This is a genomic window from Janthinobacterium sp. 61 (assembly GCF_002846335.1).
In the GTDB taxonomy this organism is placed as follows: Bacteria; Pseudomonadota; Gammaproteobacteria; order Burkholderiales; family Burkholderiaceae_D; genus Janthinobacterium.
In genome coordinates, this window is sequence record NZ_PJMQ01000001.1 from 2,868,902 (window position 1) to 2,885,589 (window position 16,688).

Annotated in this window: 8 protein-coding genes; 1 reads left to right on the forward strand and 7 read right to left on the reverse strand. The window is 63.8% G+C overall.

Annotation, left to right across the window (positions count from 1 at the left end; genetic code table 11):
• Positions 1-17: 17 nt before the first annotated feature.
• The 7 genes from cueR to CLU92_RS13210 form a co-directional block, all read right to left on the reverse strand.
• On the reverse strand, positions 18-437 hold the full coding sequence (gene cueR, locus CLU92_RS13180; protein WP_101482252.1) for a Cu(I)-responsive transcriptional regulator: 420 nt from the start codon (positions 435-437) through the stop codon (positions 18-20).
• A gap of 2 nt (positions 438-439) precedes the next feature.
• Positions 440-2,884 (reverse strand): heavy metal translocating P-type ATPase, encoded by a 2,445-nt coding sequence (locus CLU92_RS13185; RefSeq protein WP_101482253.1) that lies wholly within the window; start codon positions 2,882-2,884, stop codon positions 440-442.
• 91 nt (positions 2,885-2,975) lie between these two features.
• Entirely contained in the window at positions 2,976-3,731 is a 756-nt protein-coding gene (locus tag CLU92_RS13190) for a FecR family protein (protein WP_257561081.1), read from the reverse strand.
• Entirely contained in the window at positions 3,700-9,834 is a 6,135-nt protein-coding gene (locus tag CLU92_RS27805) for a YDG domain-containing protein (protein ID WP_180338514.1), read from the reverse strand. The genes CLU92_RS13190 and CLU92_RS27805 overlap by 32 nt, the downstream gene beginning before the upstream one ends.
• Before the next feature lie 16 nt (positions 9,835-9,850).
• A complete protein-coding gene (locus CLU92_RS13200; RefSeq protein WP_101482254.1) occupies positions 9,851-11,461 on the reverse strand; it encodes a ShlB/FhaC/HecB family hemolysin secretion/activation protein in 1,611 nt (536 codons plus the stop codon).
• Positions 11,462-11,672: 211 nt separating this feature from the next.
• Complete coding sequence (locus CLU92_RS13205; protein WP_373917973.1) at positions 11,673-13,946, reverse strand: CHASE2 domain-containing protein; 2,274 nt, start codon at positions 13,944-13,946, stop codon at positions 11,673-11,675.
• Complete coding sequence (locus CLU92_RS13210; RefSeq protein ID WP_101484669.1) at positions 13,943-15,565, reverse strand: HD family phosphohydrolase; 1,623 nt, start codon at positions 15,563-15,565, stop codon at positions 13,943-13,945. Before CLU92_RS13210 ends, CLU92_RS13205 begins: the two co-directional genes overlap by 4 nt.
• A 187-nt stretch (positions 15,566-15,752) precedes the next feature.
• Here CLU92_RS13210 and CLU92_RS13215 point away from each other — a divergent pair, with 187 nt between their 5' ends.
• Positions 15,753-16,649, forward strand: coding sequence for an MBL fold metallo-hydrolase (locus tag CLU92_RS13215; RefSeq protein ID WP_101482255.1), 897 nt, complete (start codon positions 15,753-15,755; stop codon positions 16,647-16,649).
• Positions 16,650-16,688 lie beyond the last annotated feature (39 nt).

Below are 16,688 nucleotides of genomic sequence, written 5' to 3' on the forward strand. Positions count from 1 at the left end.
ACCTCCGTTGATTTACATCAATGGCAACATGCTTTTGCTTCCGTTTCACCGACCAGCCCCAGGCTTTGCAGGATGGGGCAATCGGGCTTGTCATCGCCGTGGCACGATTGCGCCAGGTGGGCCAGGGTATCGCGCATTTCCGTCAGTTCGGCGATGCGCTTATTGAGCTCGGCGACATGGGCCAGGGCGATGCCTTTCACATCCGCGCTGGCACGCTGGTCGTTTTGCCACAGCGACAGCAGTTCGCGGATCTGTTCCAGCGAAAAACCCAAGCCCCGCCCCCTTTTAATAAACCGCAAGGCGTGCAAATCGTTCGGCGTGTAGATACGGTAGCCAGCGTCGCTGCGCGCACTGGGTTTCAATAAAGCAATGCTTTCATAGTAGCGTATCATTTTTGCCGATACACCCGTTTCGCTTGCCGCCTGGCCGATATTCATCCTTATTGCTCCTTGGTATGCGCGCTAGCTGAATGACTGCGGGCTTTCCAGCGGCGCAGCAACAGGGCATTGCTGATCACGCTGACCGAACTGAAGGCCATCGCCGCGCCCGCCACCATGGGGTTGAGCAAGCCAAAGGCGGCCAGCGGAATGCCGATCAGGTTATAAATGAATGCCCAGAACAGATTCTGCCGTATCTTGCTGTAAGTGCGGCGCGAGATATCGATGGCGTCCGCCACCAGGGCCGGATCGCCGCGCATCAGGGTAATGCCGGCCGCATGCATGGCCACATCCGTGCCCGTCGACATGGCGATGCCCACGTCGGCGGCCGCCAGCGCGGGCGCATCATTGATGCCGTCGCCTACCATGGCCACCTTGGCACCCTCGCCTTTCAGTGCCATGATTTTAGCGGTTTTATCGGCCGGCAGCATTTTCGCCGCCACCGTGTCGATGCCCAGCAGCTTGCCGACGGCGTCCGCGCTGCCTTGATTGTCCCCGGTCAACATCACCGTGCGGATGCCCAGGCTGTGCAGATGGGCAATGGCCGACTGCGCATTCGGCTTGACCTGGTCGCTGAAGGCGAACAGGCCCAGCAATTGTGTGCCCGAGGCCAGCCACGAGATCGTATTTCCCGTGTTTTCCAGGGACAAGGCCTGTGCCGCCAAAGGCGCCATGTTCACGTGCAATTCCTGCATCAGCCGGGTGCTGCCCAATTTCAATTCCAGGCCATCGACATGGGCCGCCAGGCCGCGGCCCGGCAAGGCCGACAGGGCCGTGGCAGTCAAGGGATCGATGTGGCGGGCGGCCGCGGCATCGAGCACGGCCGCAGCCAGGCTGTGTTCACTGCCGCGCTGGATGCTGGCCGCCAGTTGCAGCAGCCGTGCGTCCTCGATGCCATGCGCATGCAGGGCCGCCAGGGCTGGTTTGCCGATGGTCAAGGTGCCCGTCTTGTCGAACACGACGGTATTGACGGCGTGCGCCACTTCCAGCGCTTCCGCATCCTTGATGAGGATGCCGTAACGGGCAGCCACGCCCGTGCCGGCCATGATGGCCGTCGGCGTGGCCAGGCCCAGCGCGCATGGGCAGGCGATGACCAGCACGGCGACGGCATTGATGATGGCATTTTCCAGCTCGCCGGTCGCAAACCACCAGCCCAGCATGGTCAGCAGCGCCAGCAGCAGCACCACGGGCACAAAAATCGCGCTGACCTTGTCGACCAGATGCTGGATGGGCGCCTTGGCCGCCTGCGCGTCCTCCACCAGGCGGATGATGCGCGACAAGGTCGTCTCGCCACCCACGGCTTGTGTGCGTACCAGCAACAAACCATCGGCATTGATGGCGCCGCCCGTGACCTTGTCGCCCACGTGCTTGTCGACCGGCAAGCTTTCTCCCGTGATCAGCGACTCGTTGATCTGGCTGGCGCCTTCCACCACCACGCCATCGACGGCCACCCGTTCCCCAGGGCGGATGACGACCAGGTCGCCCACTTTCACCTGCTCCACGGGCAAGTCGATTTCGACACCGTCGCGACGCACGCGGGCCGATTCCGGACGCAAGACTTGCAAGGCGCGGATGGCCGAGGCCGTCTGGCGCTTGGCGCGGCTTTCCAGCCATTTGCCCAGCAACACCAGGGTGATGACGACGGCAGATGCTTCAAAGTACAGGTGCGGCATGATCTCGCCCGCCGTCAGCCACTGGTAGACGGACAAGCCATACGCGGCGCTCGTGCCCAGCGCCACCAGCAAATCCATATTGCCGCTGCCGGCGCGGGCCGCCTTCCAGCCCGCCTGGTAGAAGCGGGCACCGAAATAGAATTGTACGGGCGTGGCCAGGGCGAATTGCAGCCAGCCTGGCAGCATCAGATGGATGCCGGCCCATTCCAGCAGCATGGGCAGCATCAGGGGGAAAGCCAGCACGGCCGCAAACGCGACTTTCATGCCATCGCGCTTGGGCACGGCGGCAGGCGCGCTGGCCTGGTTGGCGGCGGGAACCGTGGCGGCATAGCCGGCCTTGTCGATGGCGGCGATCAGGATACCTGCCTCCAAGCCGCCCGTCACCTTGATGCGCGCGCTTTCCGTAGCCAGGTTGACACTGGCGGCCAGCACGCCCGGCACTTTCAGCAAAGCTTTTTCCACCCTGCCCACGCATGAGGCGCAGGTCATGCCGGCGATGCCCAGGTCGATCTCGCGCTGCGCTACCGTATAGCCCGCTTTTTCCACGGCCGCTTGCAAGGTCGCCAGGGGAATCGGCGTGCTGGACGTGACCCTTGCCACTTCGGTGGCCAGATTGACGCTGGCTTCGGTCACGCCGGGCACGGCGACCAGGGCCTTTTCCACGCGGCCCACGCACGAGGCGCAACTCATGCCTTCGATGGCCAGCGCCTGTGCATGCGCGGCGGCGGGAGGGGAAGGACTGGAACTGGCGGGAGCGAGTGCGGTCTGATTCATGGCAGATCCTGTACGAAAAATTAACGAATAAGGACAGGATCTGCTATCCCATGATGGGAAGGTCAAGCTCTATTTTTGCCTGAAGAAAACCTTAGCGTACTACGCAGTCGATGGTGGCAGGTGTGCCGGGGCCAGCGGCAGCACTTGCGCCGGACGATGTCGCCACGAACGCCGGTGGCAGCGTGAACGGCATGCCGGGATTGACGGGCAGCAACACGGGCGGCTGCCTGAAGTTGGGCGTAAAGCCAAACTGGCCGGGGGCAAAGCTTTGCGCGCCAGCAGGATTGCTCACCTGAATCAGGCCATCGATCACGTGCACATACAGGCCGGGAGCCAACCCTTGCCCTGCCGATGGCGGCGCCGATGTCAGCGGCGGTACCGAGGGAGCAACATAGTTGGCAACAAACGTCGTGCCGCGGATGCCGATGGTAGCGGCCGGCGTCTTCATCTCGAAGCGCTCTTTGTTGCGCTTGCCAAGCAGCCCCGTGACGGAACGCAAACCGCCCTTGAGCAAACTGAAGATGGCGTGGTCGTCATCAGGCTGCTCGGCCGCGTAGCTGAATTGCTCGATCACGAAACTGGTATTCGGCTTCAAGGTGATTTCGCTATTGTCGATCAACTTGATCAATGCATAGGTCTCTTTTTCCGTCAGCAAGGTGTCGCCCTGCTCGACCTCGGACTTGACGGCCAGGATTTTTACCTTGCCATCCGCCTTCTTGGCCATCAACGGACCACTCAACTGCATCACCGTGCCCGCCACCTGTCCGGCCCAGGCGTGCGCGCCCAGGCACATCAACGCCAGCCACAACAGGGCCTTAGTTGCAATAGGTTTTTTTAATAGAGTCATTGTCTTTGTATCCTGTTGATTTACCTGTGCCGCTGGCAACACTCTTGTCGTCCGGCACCTTGTCATCAGGCTTGGCTGACTGCCTGGCGGGGAGCGGGTCGTTAATACGGTCGGTCTGATTGATGATGCGCAAGGCGTCGCTGATGGCAGCGCTGATGACAGCGCTGATGACGGGGGGGGCGACGGGAGGGGTGACGGGCGGGTCGATGGTCGTGCCGGGCAGGAAGATGACGTCCGGCATGGCCACCGCGCCCTTCGGCGCCTGCAAGCTGACGTTGGCGCGCTGGCGATTGATGCGCACGCCCTGCGTACCCGTGATGCTGCCCGTTTTCGCCAGCACGCTCATGCTGGCCGCTGCCGGCAAGGTGAAGCTGGCCGCGTCCGCAAAGCGCACAGAGCCTTCCGCGCTGGCGCTGAAATTGCCGCCGCCGAGAACACTGGCCTTGCCGCCAACACTGATGTCGCGGCCCGCCACCAGGCTGATGTCGCGCAGCGCTGCCAGTTGCGCGCCATCGCCCAGCACCACGTCCGTGCTGGCGTTGAGCGCAATGTCATTGCCCTGGATCTTGCCGTTGACGGTGACGGGGCTGTGCGCCGTCAAGGTGACGTTGCCGCCATTCGCATTGATATCGCCGGCCGCGATGCCGCCCGTGTTGTCGATGGCGATATTGCCGGCGCCAGTGGCAAGTTTGCCCAGCGCCAGGCTACCGGGCGCCGAAGTATTGTTCAGCATGATCCCGCCAACGGCACTATTATTTGCCGTAAAGCTGCCCACCCGGTTGCCCGCATTGCCCAGCACGATGCCATTCTGCGCCTGCGCTGTCACGCTGCTGGCGAGCAGCGCACCATCCTGGCCGATAGCGCCGTTCAAGGCGTTCAGACGCACATCGCTGGCCGCCAGGCTGGCGAAGCGCAAGTCGCCAGCCGCTTGCGTGATCGCCAGCTGGCCCGCCAGTGCGATAGCGCCGGCCGCCTGGCTGAAGCTGTTGGCGACAAGCAAGTTGCCATTACCGCTCAGCACACCGCCGCCTTGCGCATAACGCTCCGCCGACAGGCTGCCGTTCAGCAGCAAGCTACCACCGTTGATTTCCAGGCCGGCCAGACCGCTCAGCACGGAGCGATCGAGCGCGCTTTCACCGAGGGTCAGCTTACCGCCCGTCAGCAGCAAGCCCGTCGCGGAAGTCAGGTTTTTCAGGGTGGTGCTGCCGGCCGCCGCGCTATAGGTGACGATGCCCTTGCTGTTGGTAAAGTCGACAGCCAGCACGTTCGCGCCTTCCGGCACCACGCCGCCGTCCCAGTTGGCCGCATCGCTCCACAAGCCGTTGCCACTGCCGACCCAGGTGGACAATTGTTTTTGCGCAATTGTTGCCTGCGTCGTGGCACCCGTCGTCTCCAAGGTGTAGTTGCCCGCATCAGCGCCTGCCAGACGGAAACCGCTGGCCGTCACCAGTTTGCCGGTGCCCGCATTCTTGTCGGCAAAGCTGCCGCTGCCGCCCACCAGGCTGACCTCATCCCGGCCCAGCACGCCGTTCACCGAAGCGCTGACCGTCGTGGAAGTCGTACCGTCATACACCTTGTTGGCAGCGTTCAGGCTTGCCAGGCTCAGGGTGGCGGGCGTAATGCTGGCCAGCAAGCCTGTCGGCAAGACGATGAAGTAATTACCCGCATCGGCGCCTGACAGTATCGCGCCGCTCAGCTGCACGGCCTTGGCCGCGCCCACGTTCTTGTCCGCAAAGCTGCCCACGGCCGAGACTGTCAAGCTATCGCCAGCGAGACGGTCATCGCCCAGGCTCAGCTGCGCAAGCGACGTGCCATCGTAGACCTTGTTGCCCCCAACGCCGGACAGGTTCAGCGCGCGCGCGTCGATATCGGCCGTAGTACTGCCCGCAGTATTGCCCAGCACATAGTTGCCCGCATCACCACCGCTCACAGCCACGTTCGTCACTGTGATGGTTTTTCCAGACCCCGCGTTCTTGTTGCCGAACGCGGCATTGCCCGCCACCGTCAAGACGTCGCCATGAATGCGGTCGTCGCCAAAGCCGACTTGCGCATCTGTCGTACCGTCATACGTCTTGTTGATGCCATTGAAACGCACGTTCAGGGTGCGCGCCGTGATATCGGCCGTGGTACTGCCCGCCGTTCCATCAAGCACATAGTTGCCCGCATCGGCGCCCGTCAGGAGACCCGTCGTCAGCTGGTAGTCGACGCTCTTGCCGCTGCCCACGTTCTTGTCACGGAAGCGGCCCTGCAAACCGGCCATGCTGACCCGGTCGCCCGTCACCATGCCTTCAAAATACCCAGTCAGGGCAGCTTGCAAGCTGCCATCGTAGACGCGGCTTTGCGCTCCCGTGACGCTATAGTGCAGCTGGCGCGCCCTGATGTCCGCTATGCCGTCGACCGTGCTCGAGGCCAGCTTGTAGTTACCGAGGTCATTGCCGTCCAGGACCAGGCCGCTGGCATGCACAGCCTTGCCGCTGCCCGCGTTCTTGTCGAGGAAGGCGGCGCTGCCGCTGACGCTGAGGTTATCGCCCGCCACAACGTTACCCAGTACAAAACTGGCGCCGTCGTAAGCCAGCGTGCCGTCATACACCTTGCCATTGCCGCCCAAGCTTACCGTCAGCGCGCGCGGCGTGATGGCCAAGGTGGTCATGCCGCCCATCGTGATGTCGTACTTGGTCGACCACAGTCCCGTCGCTGCATAGTTGCCCACATTGCGCGCGTCGCTGCCGTAGCCGAGGCTGCCATTGACACCCGTATCACCGTCGAGCAGTCCCACATAGCTGATCGAACCGAGGAAGGCGGCCAGCTGCCCATCGTAGACCTTGCCAGCGGCGTTGCCCGAGATATTCACCTGCAGCTGCTTGAGTAAAGCCTTCAGCATCGGCGTCGTATAGCCTTCGTAGATGCGCCACACGCTGCTGAAATTGTAGTCGTTGAAACTGCCTTGCTGCTTCATCTGCGCCGTGCTGCGGCCGCTGGAACCACCGCCATCGATTTGCACCAATGAGGTGTCGGCATTGAAAAAACCATAGCCGAACGGGGAACCGGTAGCCACGCGGCCGGCTACAGCACCGACTGCCGCGTAACCGCCGCCATTCACGGCGCCACTGCTGAAGACATGGCTGACGCTGCCCGTACTTTCACCGACCAGCCCGCCCATGTTTTCCCAGGCCAGGATGGAATCGGCAGTGCCGGCCCGGCCCACGGCGCCGCTGGCATAAGCATCATTGATACTGCCGCCGTTCAGGCCCACCAGGCCACCGATGCTGCGCGCGCCACTGACATTGCCGGTGGCATACGATTGGCTCAGCGCGCCCTGGTTGTTGCCCACCAGACCGCCGATCATTTCACGCGCGCCCGTCACCACACCGGTGGCGTACGAGGTCGCAATGCTGGCGCCGGACGCATTCCCCCCCACCAGGCCGCCGATGGCGCCGCCGCCATCGGCATTCACGCCGGTGACCATGCCGCTGCTGGCGGACAGTGTGATGGTGCCGCCGTTGCTGCCCACCAGGCCGCCGACATTGCGCTGGCCGCTGACGGCCATGCTGCTGTTGACGCCATCGATAGTACCGCTCACAACATTGCCCGCCAGCGCGCCTACGTTCGCCGTGCCGGCGACGCTGCCGCCGCTCAGGGTCAGGTTGCGCAAGGCAGCGCCCTGCACGGTGCCAAACAGGCCTGCCGAAGAACCGGGCGCCAGGTTGCGGTCGATTTTCAAATTGCGCAGCGTAAATCCGCCACCATCGAATATGCCGGAAAAGCCGCTGCCGCTGCTGCCAATCGGCACAAATCCCTGGCCATTGTTCCAGTTTGCGGTGCCGCTGGCATCGATATTGCCGGCCATACGATAGCTGTTGCCAAGGGCAAGGCTGGCGACACCTTGCAAACCATAGATATCGGCGAGCAGATACGGCGAAGAAACGCCGTCGCCGCCTGCCACGCGCAGGAAACTGGCGCCGCTGCCGATGGAAAAGTTTCTGGCGCTAAATCCTGGCAGGGCCGCCGCGTTTTGCACCCAGCTGCCGCCGTCCAGCACAAACCTGCCACCCACCGTCACGGCGCCCGTGGCCATGATGGTGGAACCGGAGTTGATGTGCAGGTCGCCTGCGGTATTGAGCGCACCCGAGATGCGGATGCCGTCCGTATTGCTGCCATCGCCGATGGTCAGCGACGATGCCGAAATGCCGGCCACCTCAAGCGCGTTCAAACTCAGGGCCGTATCCGATTTGGTGCCCAGGTCGATGATGCGCGAACTGCTCAGGGGCTGGATGATCACCTTCGCGCCGCCGCCAGCGCCACCGAAATTGATGCCGCCTGCGAGACTCATATTGTCCGCCTGCAGGACCAGGCTTTGACCAGCGGCGCCGCTGCCGATCAACTGATTGCCACTGCCCGACAGCGTGATGCCGCCCGACGCGGCATTCGCGAGCAGGCTCAAATTGCCACTGCCTACATTGACTATGCCGCTGCCGGCCACGCTGGCGCCCGACAGCGACACGTTGCCGCCGTTACTGTTGATGGTGGCGGCCAGATTGACATTCGATCCCGGGCCGTAGGCGCCGCCGCTGCTGACAGCGTTGGCCGACAAGGTCACATCGCCGCCTTGGGTCGTGATGGGGGCATACACGTTGATCGACTCGCCCGCCGTTGCAGTTAGTCCGACACCAGAATTGACCATGCTCACAATGCCGCTGAAGTTGATGCGGTGCTTGGCCTGCAACGTCACATTGCTGGTCGATCCGGCAATGACGCTGGCTCCAATGACCGTACTACCCGTTGACGCGCCTTGGTTGAAATCGTCAACATCGCTCAGGCTGCCCCCTGTTCCCTGTACGACTTCGATGTCGTAGGGATCGAGCATCCAGACGCCCGTCTTGCCGCTACCCGCGCGCGCGCGCGTATCGACGCGGATGCCATCCACCGCCAAGTGATAGCCCGAGGTTTCCACGAAGCCGCCGTCGCCGCCCAGCGCGCCGCCGCGCGCGGAAAGGCTGCCGTGCACCTGCGCCGATGCATTGCCCCAGGCGATGACCTTGCCGCCGTTGCCGCTGTCGATGGCATCGGCATGCACGCTGGCGTCCTTGCCAACGAGCACCTGCCGCGCATTCTGCACGGCCGCGTTCTTGCCCTGGTAATCGCCCCCCAGCAAGACCGTACCGCCGCCCGTGGCGCCGCTGGCGTCGATTGTCGCATTGCCCAGCAAGCCCACCTGTTCGCCCAGCACCTCGATGTCGCCGCCCTTGCCGGCCGCGCCCGTGGCGCTGGTGATGCTGCCCGCTTCGAGCAGCGTCTTGCCGCTGGCCTTGAGGACGATCTTGCCATGCTCACCGACGACGGCGCTGTTCGCATTGAGCACGCCGCGCTGGCTGACCAGCGCACCGGCCATGCCTATGCTGCCGCCCTGGGCAATGATCTGCCCCAGGTTCAGGGCCTGGTCGTTTGGCGCCGAGACCAGCACGCGCAACTGCGGATTGCCGGGGTCGGCCAGCTGCACGCTGCGCCCGGCCGCCAGGATCACTTCGCCATTCGGCGCCGTGATGATGCCCGTGTTTTCCACGTTCGGCGCGATCAGCAGCACTTGCCCGCCCTTGCCAGCTTGGATGGTGCCCGCATTGCTGACGCCGCCGGCCACGCCGCCCGCCGTAAACTGGCGCCTGCCGGCCAGGAAATCCTCGTTCGACATGCCCAGGCTGGACGCTACCAGCCCGCTCACGTCCACTTTTGCTCCCTGGCCGAAGACGATGCCGTTCGGGTTGATCAGGAAGACCTTGCCGTTCGATTCGAGCGCGCCCAGGATCTTGCTGGGGTCTTGTCCCGTGATGCGGTTGAGCACGGCGCTATTGCCATTTTGCTGGATGAAGCGCGTGATTTCGCCCGCATGGATGGAAAAGCTCTGCCAGTTGATGATGGTGTTGGGCGTGTTCGTGATCGAGAAAATGTTTCCCTGTTGATTGAACGTCGCCTGTCCATGGACCACCTGCGGCAATGCGGGGTTGGCTTGCGCCGCGCCGAAGCAGCCGGCCAGCAACAGTGCCAGCGCCGTGCGGCGCAGAGGTGGCATCAGGACGAAAACGGAGGCGTGCTGGACATGGTTGTGCATGGTGTTCATCCTGATACTAGTAGGCCAAGGCGAGGCGGAAATGCAGGCGGTTGGCGCCCCGCTGTCCCGTGTCGCCGCCATTGACGACATGGGCGTAATCGAGTTGCAGATTGGCGTAGCGGCTCAACAGCAAACGCAGGCCGAGTCCGGCGCTGGCTATGCCTTGCGAAGCGCTTTCGCCAGGCAGCGCATGGTTGCGGCGCAGGCCGGCCGTGTCATAAAAGGCCAGTGCGCGGCACTGGAAACCGGGCGCCTGGCCGCACCAGTTCGGCGTGTACAGTTCCAGGTTCAGGTTGACGCCCATATCATTCGATACCTCGCGCTCCGCAAAACCCCGCACGGAGGCGGCGCCGCCGGCGCCGAACTGCTCGCCCGGCACCAGCGCGTCCGGAGTAACTTGCGCGTTGACGAGCGCGCGCCACTGCCAGTCGTCGGCCAGGACACGTCCTGTGCTTGCGCTCAGGCGCACGGTGCTGTAGGCCGCCTTGGCATGCGCGCGCACCCGGTCGAAATCGGCTTGCGCGCCATGCTTGCCACCGGGAATGTTGTGCGCGAAGGTGAGCGCCACGCTGGTCTCGCCTGCGGGCAGCGACCAGGCACCGATGTAGCTGACGCTGAGCGGATGCACGGTGACGTCGGCGCCCAGCTGCATGCCGAACAATTGCACACTGTTGCGGTAAGCCTTGTAATCGACGCCGTACACAAGCTTGGGTTCGAAATCGCCACGGCGGGCAAAGTTCTGGTTGTAACGGATGCCGGCCATGCTGCCCTGGCCGCTGACGGCAAGGTCAACAATACCGGCCGAAATGCTGCCCGAATCGACGTTCGAATAGCTGGCGAAAAAATCCATCGAGTCGCCCAGCGCATACAGCGGCAAGTGATAGCCGGCGCCATACACGCCCACCTTGTCCGGCTTTTCCAGGCTGCTCGTGTATTGCAGGCTGGCCACATGATCGCGCCCGAACAGGTTGGCATGCTGCAGCACCACGCCCACATGCGTCTTGCCCGTCTGCACACTGCCCGTATTGTCCACATTGAGCATGGCTTTCCAGGGCTTTTCATCGGCCACCGTGACAAAGGCGTCGATGGCGCCCGCCGGCTCGTCGGCCTGCAGGCGTACTTCGATCTTGCGCGCCGGGTTTTCATTGGCCAGCTTCAGGCTTTGCGACAGGGCCGGCAGGTTCGGCGTCTCGCCTTCGCGCAGGGACGGCAAGGCGCGCCGTACGTTGGCCTCGTCGACATGGGCATTGCCGCTGATGGCAAGCTTGCCCAGCGGCGTTTGCTGCACGCTCAGGCGCACTACGCCACGCTCCAGTTCCTGCTCGGGCAATTGCACCTGCACGGCGCTGTAACCACGTTCGCGGTAAGCCCCCTCGAGCGCCTCGACGGCACGGGCAATGTGGGAAAAATCGCGCTGAGCTCCCGTATAGGGCGCCAGCAAGGCTTGCACCTGCGCGGACGTGAGCAGGGTATTGCCTTGGACGTCGAAGCGGCGGATCTCGAAGCGCGGCACGCCGTCCTCTTGCGTCGCAGGAGCAGCTTCTTCCATGGAAACGGAGGCGCCGGCGGCGCCGACGGCGAACAGCAGCGCGGAACCCGCAAGCAGGTGCACCAAGCGATATGTCATGTGAAGGATTTCTTGTGTAACCGGACAAGCGCGCGACCCGCAGGCGCCAGCGTGTCCCGCAATGGATTGAAGGCAAATTTTAGTCGGCTTTTAGTTTCCAGTCAGAAATTTCTAACATTTCTCCCAGATTTTTATCGCAACGCAGCAAAGAGTGTGCCCACGATGATGAAAAACGCCGCAATGGCTGGTATTTCAGGGCGCGATGGCAAGCCTATTTGCTGTGCAATTCGGTCACGCCATCCCAGTCCGCAGGCGGCGGCAGGTGACGATAGCGCTCCAGGCGTGCCGCGTACAGCCGATACAGGCCATCATCGGGAAAGTCAGCCTGCAGGCAGGCAAGCTGCGCGCCTGCCGCCGCCCAGTCGCGCGCGCGCAGCCGGGTCAGCACCGCATGCCAGCGCTCCAGCTGGGCCAGCTCGACGGCAGAGGCGCCGGCCAGCACGCAGCGCGGTTCGAAAATGGCCACCGCTTCCTGCTTGCCCAATACCCTGATCCGGTCGAGTTCGCGATACAGGAAATCCGGGGCGGCGGCGCGCGTGGCCTCGCCCACCACGATGCCCACGCAATACAGCTTGCTGGCGCCTTCCAGGCGCGCGGCCAGATTGACGCTGTCGCCCATCACGGTATAGGCGCGGCGGATGCGCGAGCCCATGTCGCCCACATGCATGGGCCCCGTATTGAGACCGATGCCGATGCGCAGCGCCGGCCAGCCGCGTGCGCAAAACTGCCGGTTCAGCCGCGCCGCGCTTTGCTGCATCAGCAAGGCGCTGGCCACGCCGCGGCTGGCGTGATCGGCAAAGGCGACAGGCGCTCCCCAGAACGCCATCACGGCATCGCCGATGTATTTGTCCAGGGTGCCGCCATGGCTGTCGCGGATATCTTCCGACATGGCTGTCAGGTATGCGTTGATGTATTCGCGCAGCGCGGCCGGCGCCATCTGCTCGGAAATGGCCGTGAAACCGCGCACGTCGGCAAACAGCACCGTCAGTTCGCGGTTCTCGCCCTCCATGGTGTAGCGGCGCGGATCGTCGGCCATCTCCGCCACCAGTTCGGGCGCCACATACTCGCCGAAGCGCGCTACCAGCGCGCGTCCCTTGCGCACCTCGAAAAAATAGCCCCACGCCAGGTTGGCGATGAATAGCGCGACGATCAGCAACAGCAGCACGGCGCCGCCCAGCACCAGGTCGTGCACGGCATACAGGAACAGGTTGATGGCGATGGCGGCCGCCAGCGCCCCCAGAGTAGCCAGCATCACGCCGGCCGGCGGCAGCACGGCCAGGGCGCCCGCCAGCAGCAGGCCAAACAGCATGATCTGCACCAGCTCGAACGCCAGCGCATAGTCGGGCCGCGCCTTGAAGCGCCCGTCGAGCATGGACTTGATCAGGTTTGCGTGCACCTCCACCCCCGGATACTCGGCATTCACGGGCGTGGCGCGGATATCGTTCAAGCCGGGTGCCGTGGTGCCCACCAGCACGATGGCGCCCTTCAGCAGCGCGGGCGGCACCGTGCCGGCCAGTACGTCGGACGCCGACACATAGCGGAAGGCGCCGCCATCGGGGCCGCCCGTGCCGCGGTACTGCACCGTGGTGGTCAAGGCTTCGCCCACGGGGATCGCCATTGCGCCGCGCGGCGTGAACAGCATGAGGTGGTCGAGTCCGCCGTTGGCCAGCTCGCGCGCCGACAGGGTATCGGCCGTGCCCGTAAAACGGGGGGCGATGGCGCGCGCCTGCAGGTAGACGGCCACAGTGGCCAGCGACAGCGAGGGATAATAACCGTCGCCGATGCGCTGCAACAGGGTCGAGGAACGCACGACGCCATCGGCATCGGTCAGCGCCGTAAAGATGCCGGCCCCTTGGGCGGCGGCCTGCAGGGGCGCGATATTGGCTTCGTAGCCGCGCGCCACGTAGGCCGTGACGGTGCGCCCGTTCAAATCGGCGACGGTAAAAGCGGGCTTGGGCAGCACACCCTTCCTTTGCTGGTCCGAGACGCTGTAACCGAGCACCACGGGTTTGCCACGCATGGCCTCGGCAAACAGGCCGTCGTAGTCCATGGCCGGGCGCAATTTTTCCAGCTGAGCCGGCAAGCCTGCCACGCCCGCCAATTCGCCGCGCGACAGCCCTTGCAGCACGGCGTAGCCGGAACTGGTGTCCGCTTCGGGAAACGAGATATCGAAGCCCAGCACAGCTACTCCGTAGTGGCCGCTGAGCTGGTGCACCAGGCGCGCCTGGATATCGCGGCTCCAGGGAAAGCGGCCCACGCGGGCCAGGCTTTGCTCATCGATGTCGACGATGACGATGCGGCGGTCCAGCTGCGCCGTTTCGGCGCGCATGCGCCAGTCGCCCAGCATGGCGTCAAGCCGCGCAATATTGTCGTTGCCGGCCAGGCACAGGATGGCGGCCGCCACGCTCAAGAACACACCCATGAAAAAACGCGCGCCATGCTTGCGCCATGCTGGCGCCAGCGCGCCGCGCCAGGCCCGCTTCACGGCGTGTAGCCCGGAATGGCCGCCTCGTCGACGGCATCGATCTGGTTCGGATGCAAGTGCTTTTCAGCGAAGGTGATATAGACTTTGCTGCGGATGAAAACGTCGAACAGTTCCGGGTCGATATGCCCGTTCAGACTGAAATTGCCGAGGATGCGCAAGGATTCGGACAGCGACTTGCCCTTTTTATAGGGCCGGTCGCGTGCCGTCAGGGCCTCGAAAATGTCGGCGATGGCCATCAGCCGTGCCGGCACCGACATCTGCTCTTTCGTCAGCCCGCGCGGATAGCCCTTGCCATCCATGCGCTCGTGGTGGCCGCCCGCGTATTCGGGCACCTTCTGCAGGTGCTTGGGCCACGGCAGCGCTTCGAGCATGCGGATCGACACGCTGATATGGTTGTTGACGATGGCCCGCTCGGCTGCCGTCAGGGTGCCGGCGCGGATGGTCAGGTTTTCCGTCTCGTCGGCATCGAGAAAATCGCGCAGTTCGCCATCGGCCGCGCGCCAGCGGCGCCTAGCGATCTGCCGCACTCTTTCCTGGTCGGCCTGCGCCATGCTTTCACCGCCGATGTTCACTGTGCGGATGAAGTCGCGCTCTTCGCGCAGCGCCGCCAGCTCCAGTTCCAGCGCGCGACCGATGGCGTCCTTTTGCTGCGGCTGCGCCGCCTGCTGGCGCAGGGCCGCGATCTCGGCGTCGCGCAGCAGCACTTCGTAGCGCGTGTCGATCAGGGCGATGCGATCGAAGATTGTTTCCAGCTTGGTGGCCTTGTCGACCACGTGCACGGGCGTGGTGATCTTGCCGCAGTCGTGCAGCAGGCCGGCCAGCCACAATTGCTTGCGCTCATTGTCGCTGAGCCGGAAATCGGCCAGCGGCCCCGTTTGCGTGGCGTGCGCGGCGTCGGCCAGCAGCATCGTCAGCTCGGGCACGAACTGGCAATGACGGCCCGTGTAGGGCGACTTTTCGTCGATGCCGATATTGATCAGGGTAACGAGCGATTCCAGCAGCTCTTCCAGTTGCAAAATGAGCAGCTGATTGGTCAGCGCCACACCCGCCTGCGCGGCCAGCGCCTCGATGAAGCGCTGGTCGGTGGAGGAAAAGGCACGCACCTGCCCCGTCTCCCCATCCTTGGCATTGACCAGTTGCAGCACGCCGATCAAATCGCCCTCGTGATCGCTCATGGGCACCGTCAGGATCGATTGCGTGTGGTAGCCGTGGTGACGGTCAAACTCGCGCATGCCGGAAAAATTGAAGCCCTCATCACGGTACACGTCGGTGATATTCACGCTGCGGCGCATGTTCGCAGCGTACGCAGCCACCGATGCCAGGTTAGGCTGGCCGGCGCCATCGAACAGGGGCACGCCCGGCAAGCCCATGTCGCCCCCCTGCGCGATGCCCAGGCTGTCGTTGACGGAGATGTCGAATGCCAGTTGGCGGCGATCGGCCATGGGCCGGTACAGGGTGGCGCCATCGGCGCCGCTCATGCTTTTTGCCAGCAGCACGATGCGCTGCAACAGCGCGCCGATATCGTGTCCCTCGCCGCCCAGGCTATGGCCGAGCGCGACACTGAGTTCAGTCAATTGCTCCAGTCTGTGGGCGATTTTCTCAGGGTGCAACTGAGGCATGTTGATGACAATCAGGTAAGGAAAGGGAATTCTGCAAGCGCCAGTGTAACGGCCACCCTGCACACTGTACATTACTTAGTTACAACAAAATGAAATAACTTGCCGTATCGCAACACGCATAAATGTTGCCGCCAATCTCATTAATTAGAATAGAATCAACAATAATTACACCGTAACAAGGTACTGAATGAAATTCACGTTCAGGGGCGTGCGCGGCTCCATCCCCTCCCCCGGCCCGCGCACGGCGCGCTATGGCGGCAACACCACATGCATCGAAGTACGCACCGACAACGATAGCCTGATCATTCTCGATGCGGGCAGCGGCATCTTCTCGCTGGCGCAGCAACTGCCGCCCGGCGTGCCGGTCGACGCGCACGTCTTCATCACGCACAGCCACTGGGATCACATCCACGGCTTGCCCATGTTTAGCCCCCTGTTCGTGGCCGGCAACCGCATGCGCCTGCATGGCGCGCACGATGCCGTCGCCGGACGAGGCATCGAGCACGTGATGGCGGTACAGCTGCAAAACAGCTATTTCCCCGTCAGCGAAGCGGCCATGGCGGCTTGCATCGAGTACCGCACGCTGGCGCCCGGCGAAGCCGTCGAGGTGGGCGGCGCGCACGTGCGCGGCGCGGAAATGAACCACCCTGTCGTCAACCTCGGCTACCGTATCGACTGCGGCGGCGCCGCGCTGTTTTTCAGCGGTGACCACGAACCCTTCTACAACCTGCATCCGCCCGGCCATGCCGAGCATGCGCCCTGCGCGGCACGCAATGCGCAGCGCCAGGCTGGCATCGACGCCGTGGTCGCCGGCGTTGACGCGCTGATCATGGATTGCTCCTACACGCGCGAGGAGTATCCGGGCAAGCAGGGCTGGGGCCATGGCACCTTCGACGCCGCCCTCGACCTGGCCCTGCGCTGCGGCGTGCGGCGCCTGTACTGCACCCACCACGAACCGACCCGCAGCGACGAGCAGCTGGAAGCCGTCTTTGCCGACGTGATGGGCCGTTATGCGAGCCGCCTCAATGGCCTGCAGGTGTTCCTCGCCTACGAGGGGCTGACGGTGGAACTGGCCGGCGCATAAAAAAAGGGAGCCGCAAGGCTCCCTTTTTACTGGCGTTGG

Coding starts and splice junctions, on each gene's coding strand:
- cueR (WP_101482252.1), bottom strand. CDS start 437: ATGAATATCGGCCAGGCGGCAAGCGAAACGGGTGTATCGGCAAAAATG.
- CLU92_RS13185 (WP_101482253.1), bottom strand. CDS start 2,884: ATGAATCAGACCGCACTCGCTCCCGCCAGTTCCAGTCCTTCCCCTCCC.
- CLU92_RS13190 (WP_257561081.1), bottom strand. CDS start 3,731: ATGACTCTATTAAAAAAACCTATTGCAACTAAGGCCCTGTTGTGGCTG.
- CLU92_RS27805 (WP_180338514.1), bottom strand. CDS start 9,834: ATGCACAACCATGTCCAGCACGCCTCCGTTTTCGTCCTGATGCCACCT.
- CLU92_RS13200 (WP_101482254.1), bottom strand. CDS start 11,461: ATGACATATCGCTTGGTGCACCTGCTTGCGGGTTCCGCGCTGCTGTTC.
- CLU92_RS13210 (WP_101484669.1), bottom strand. CDS start 15,565: ATGCCTCAGTTGCACCCTGAGAAAATCGCCCACAGACTGGAGCAATTG.
- CLU92_RS13215 (WP_101482255.1), top strand. CDS start 15,753: ATGAAATTCACGTTCAGGGGCGTGCGCGGCTCCATCCCCTCCCCCGGC.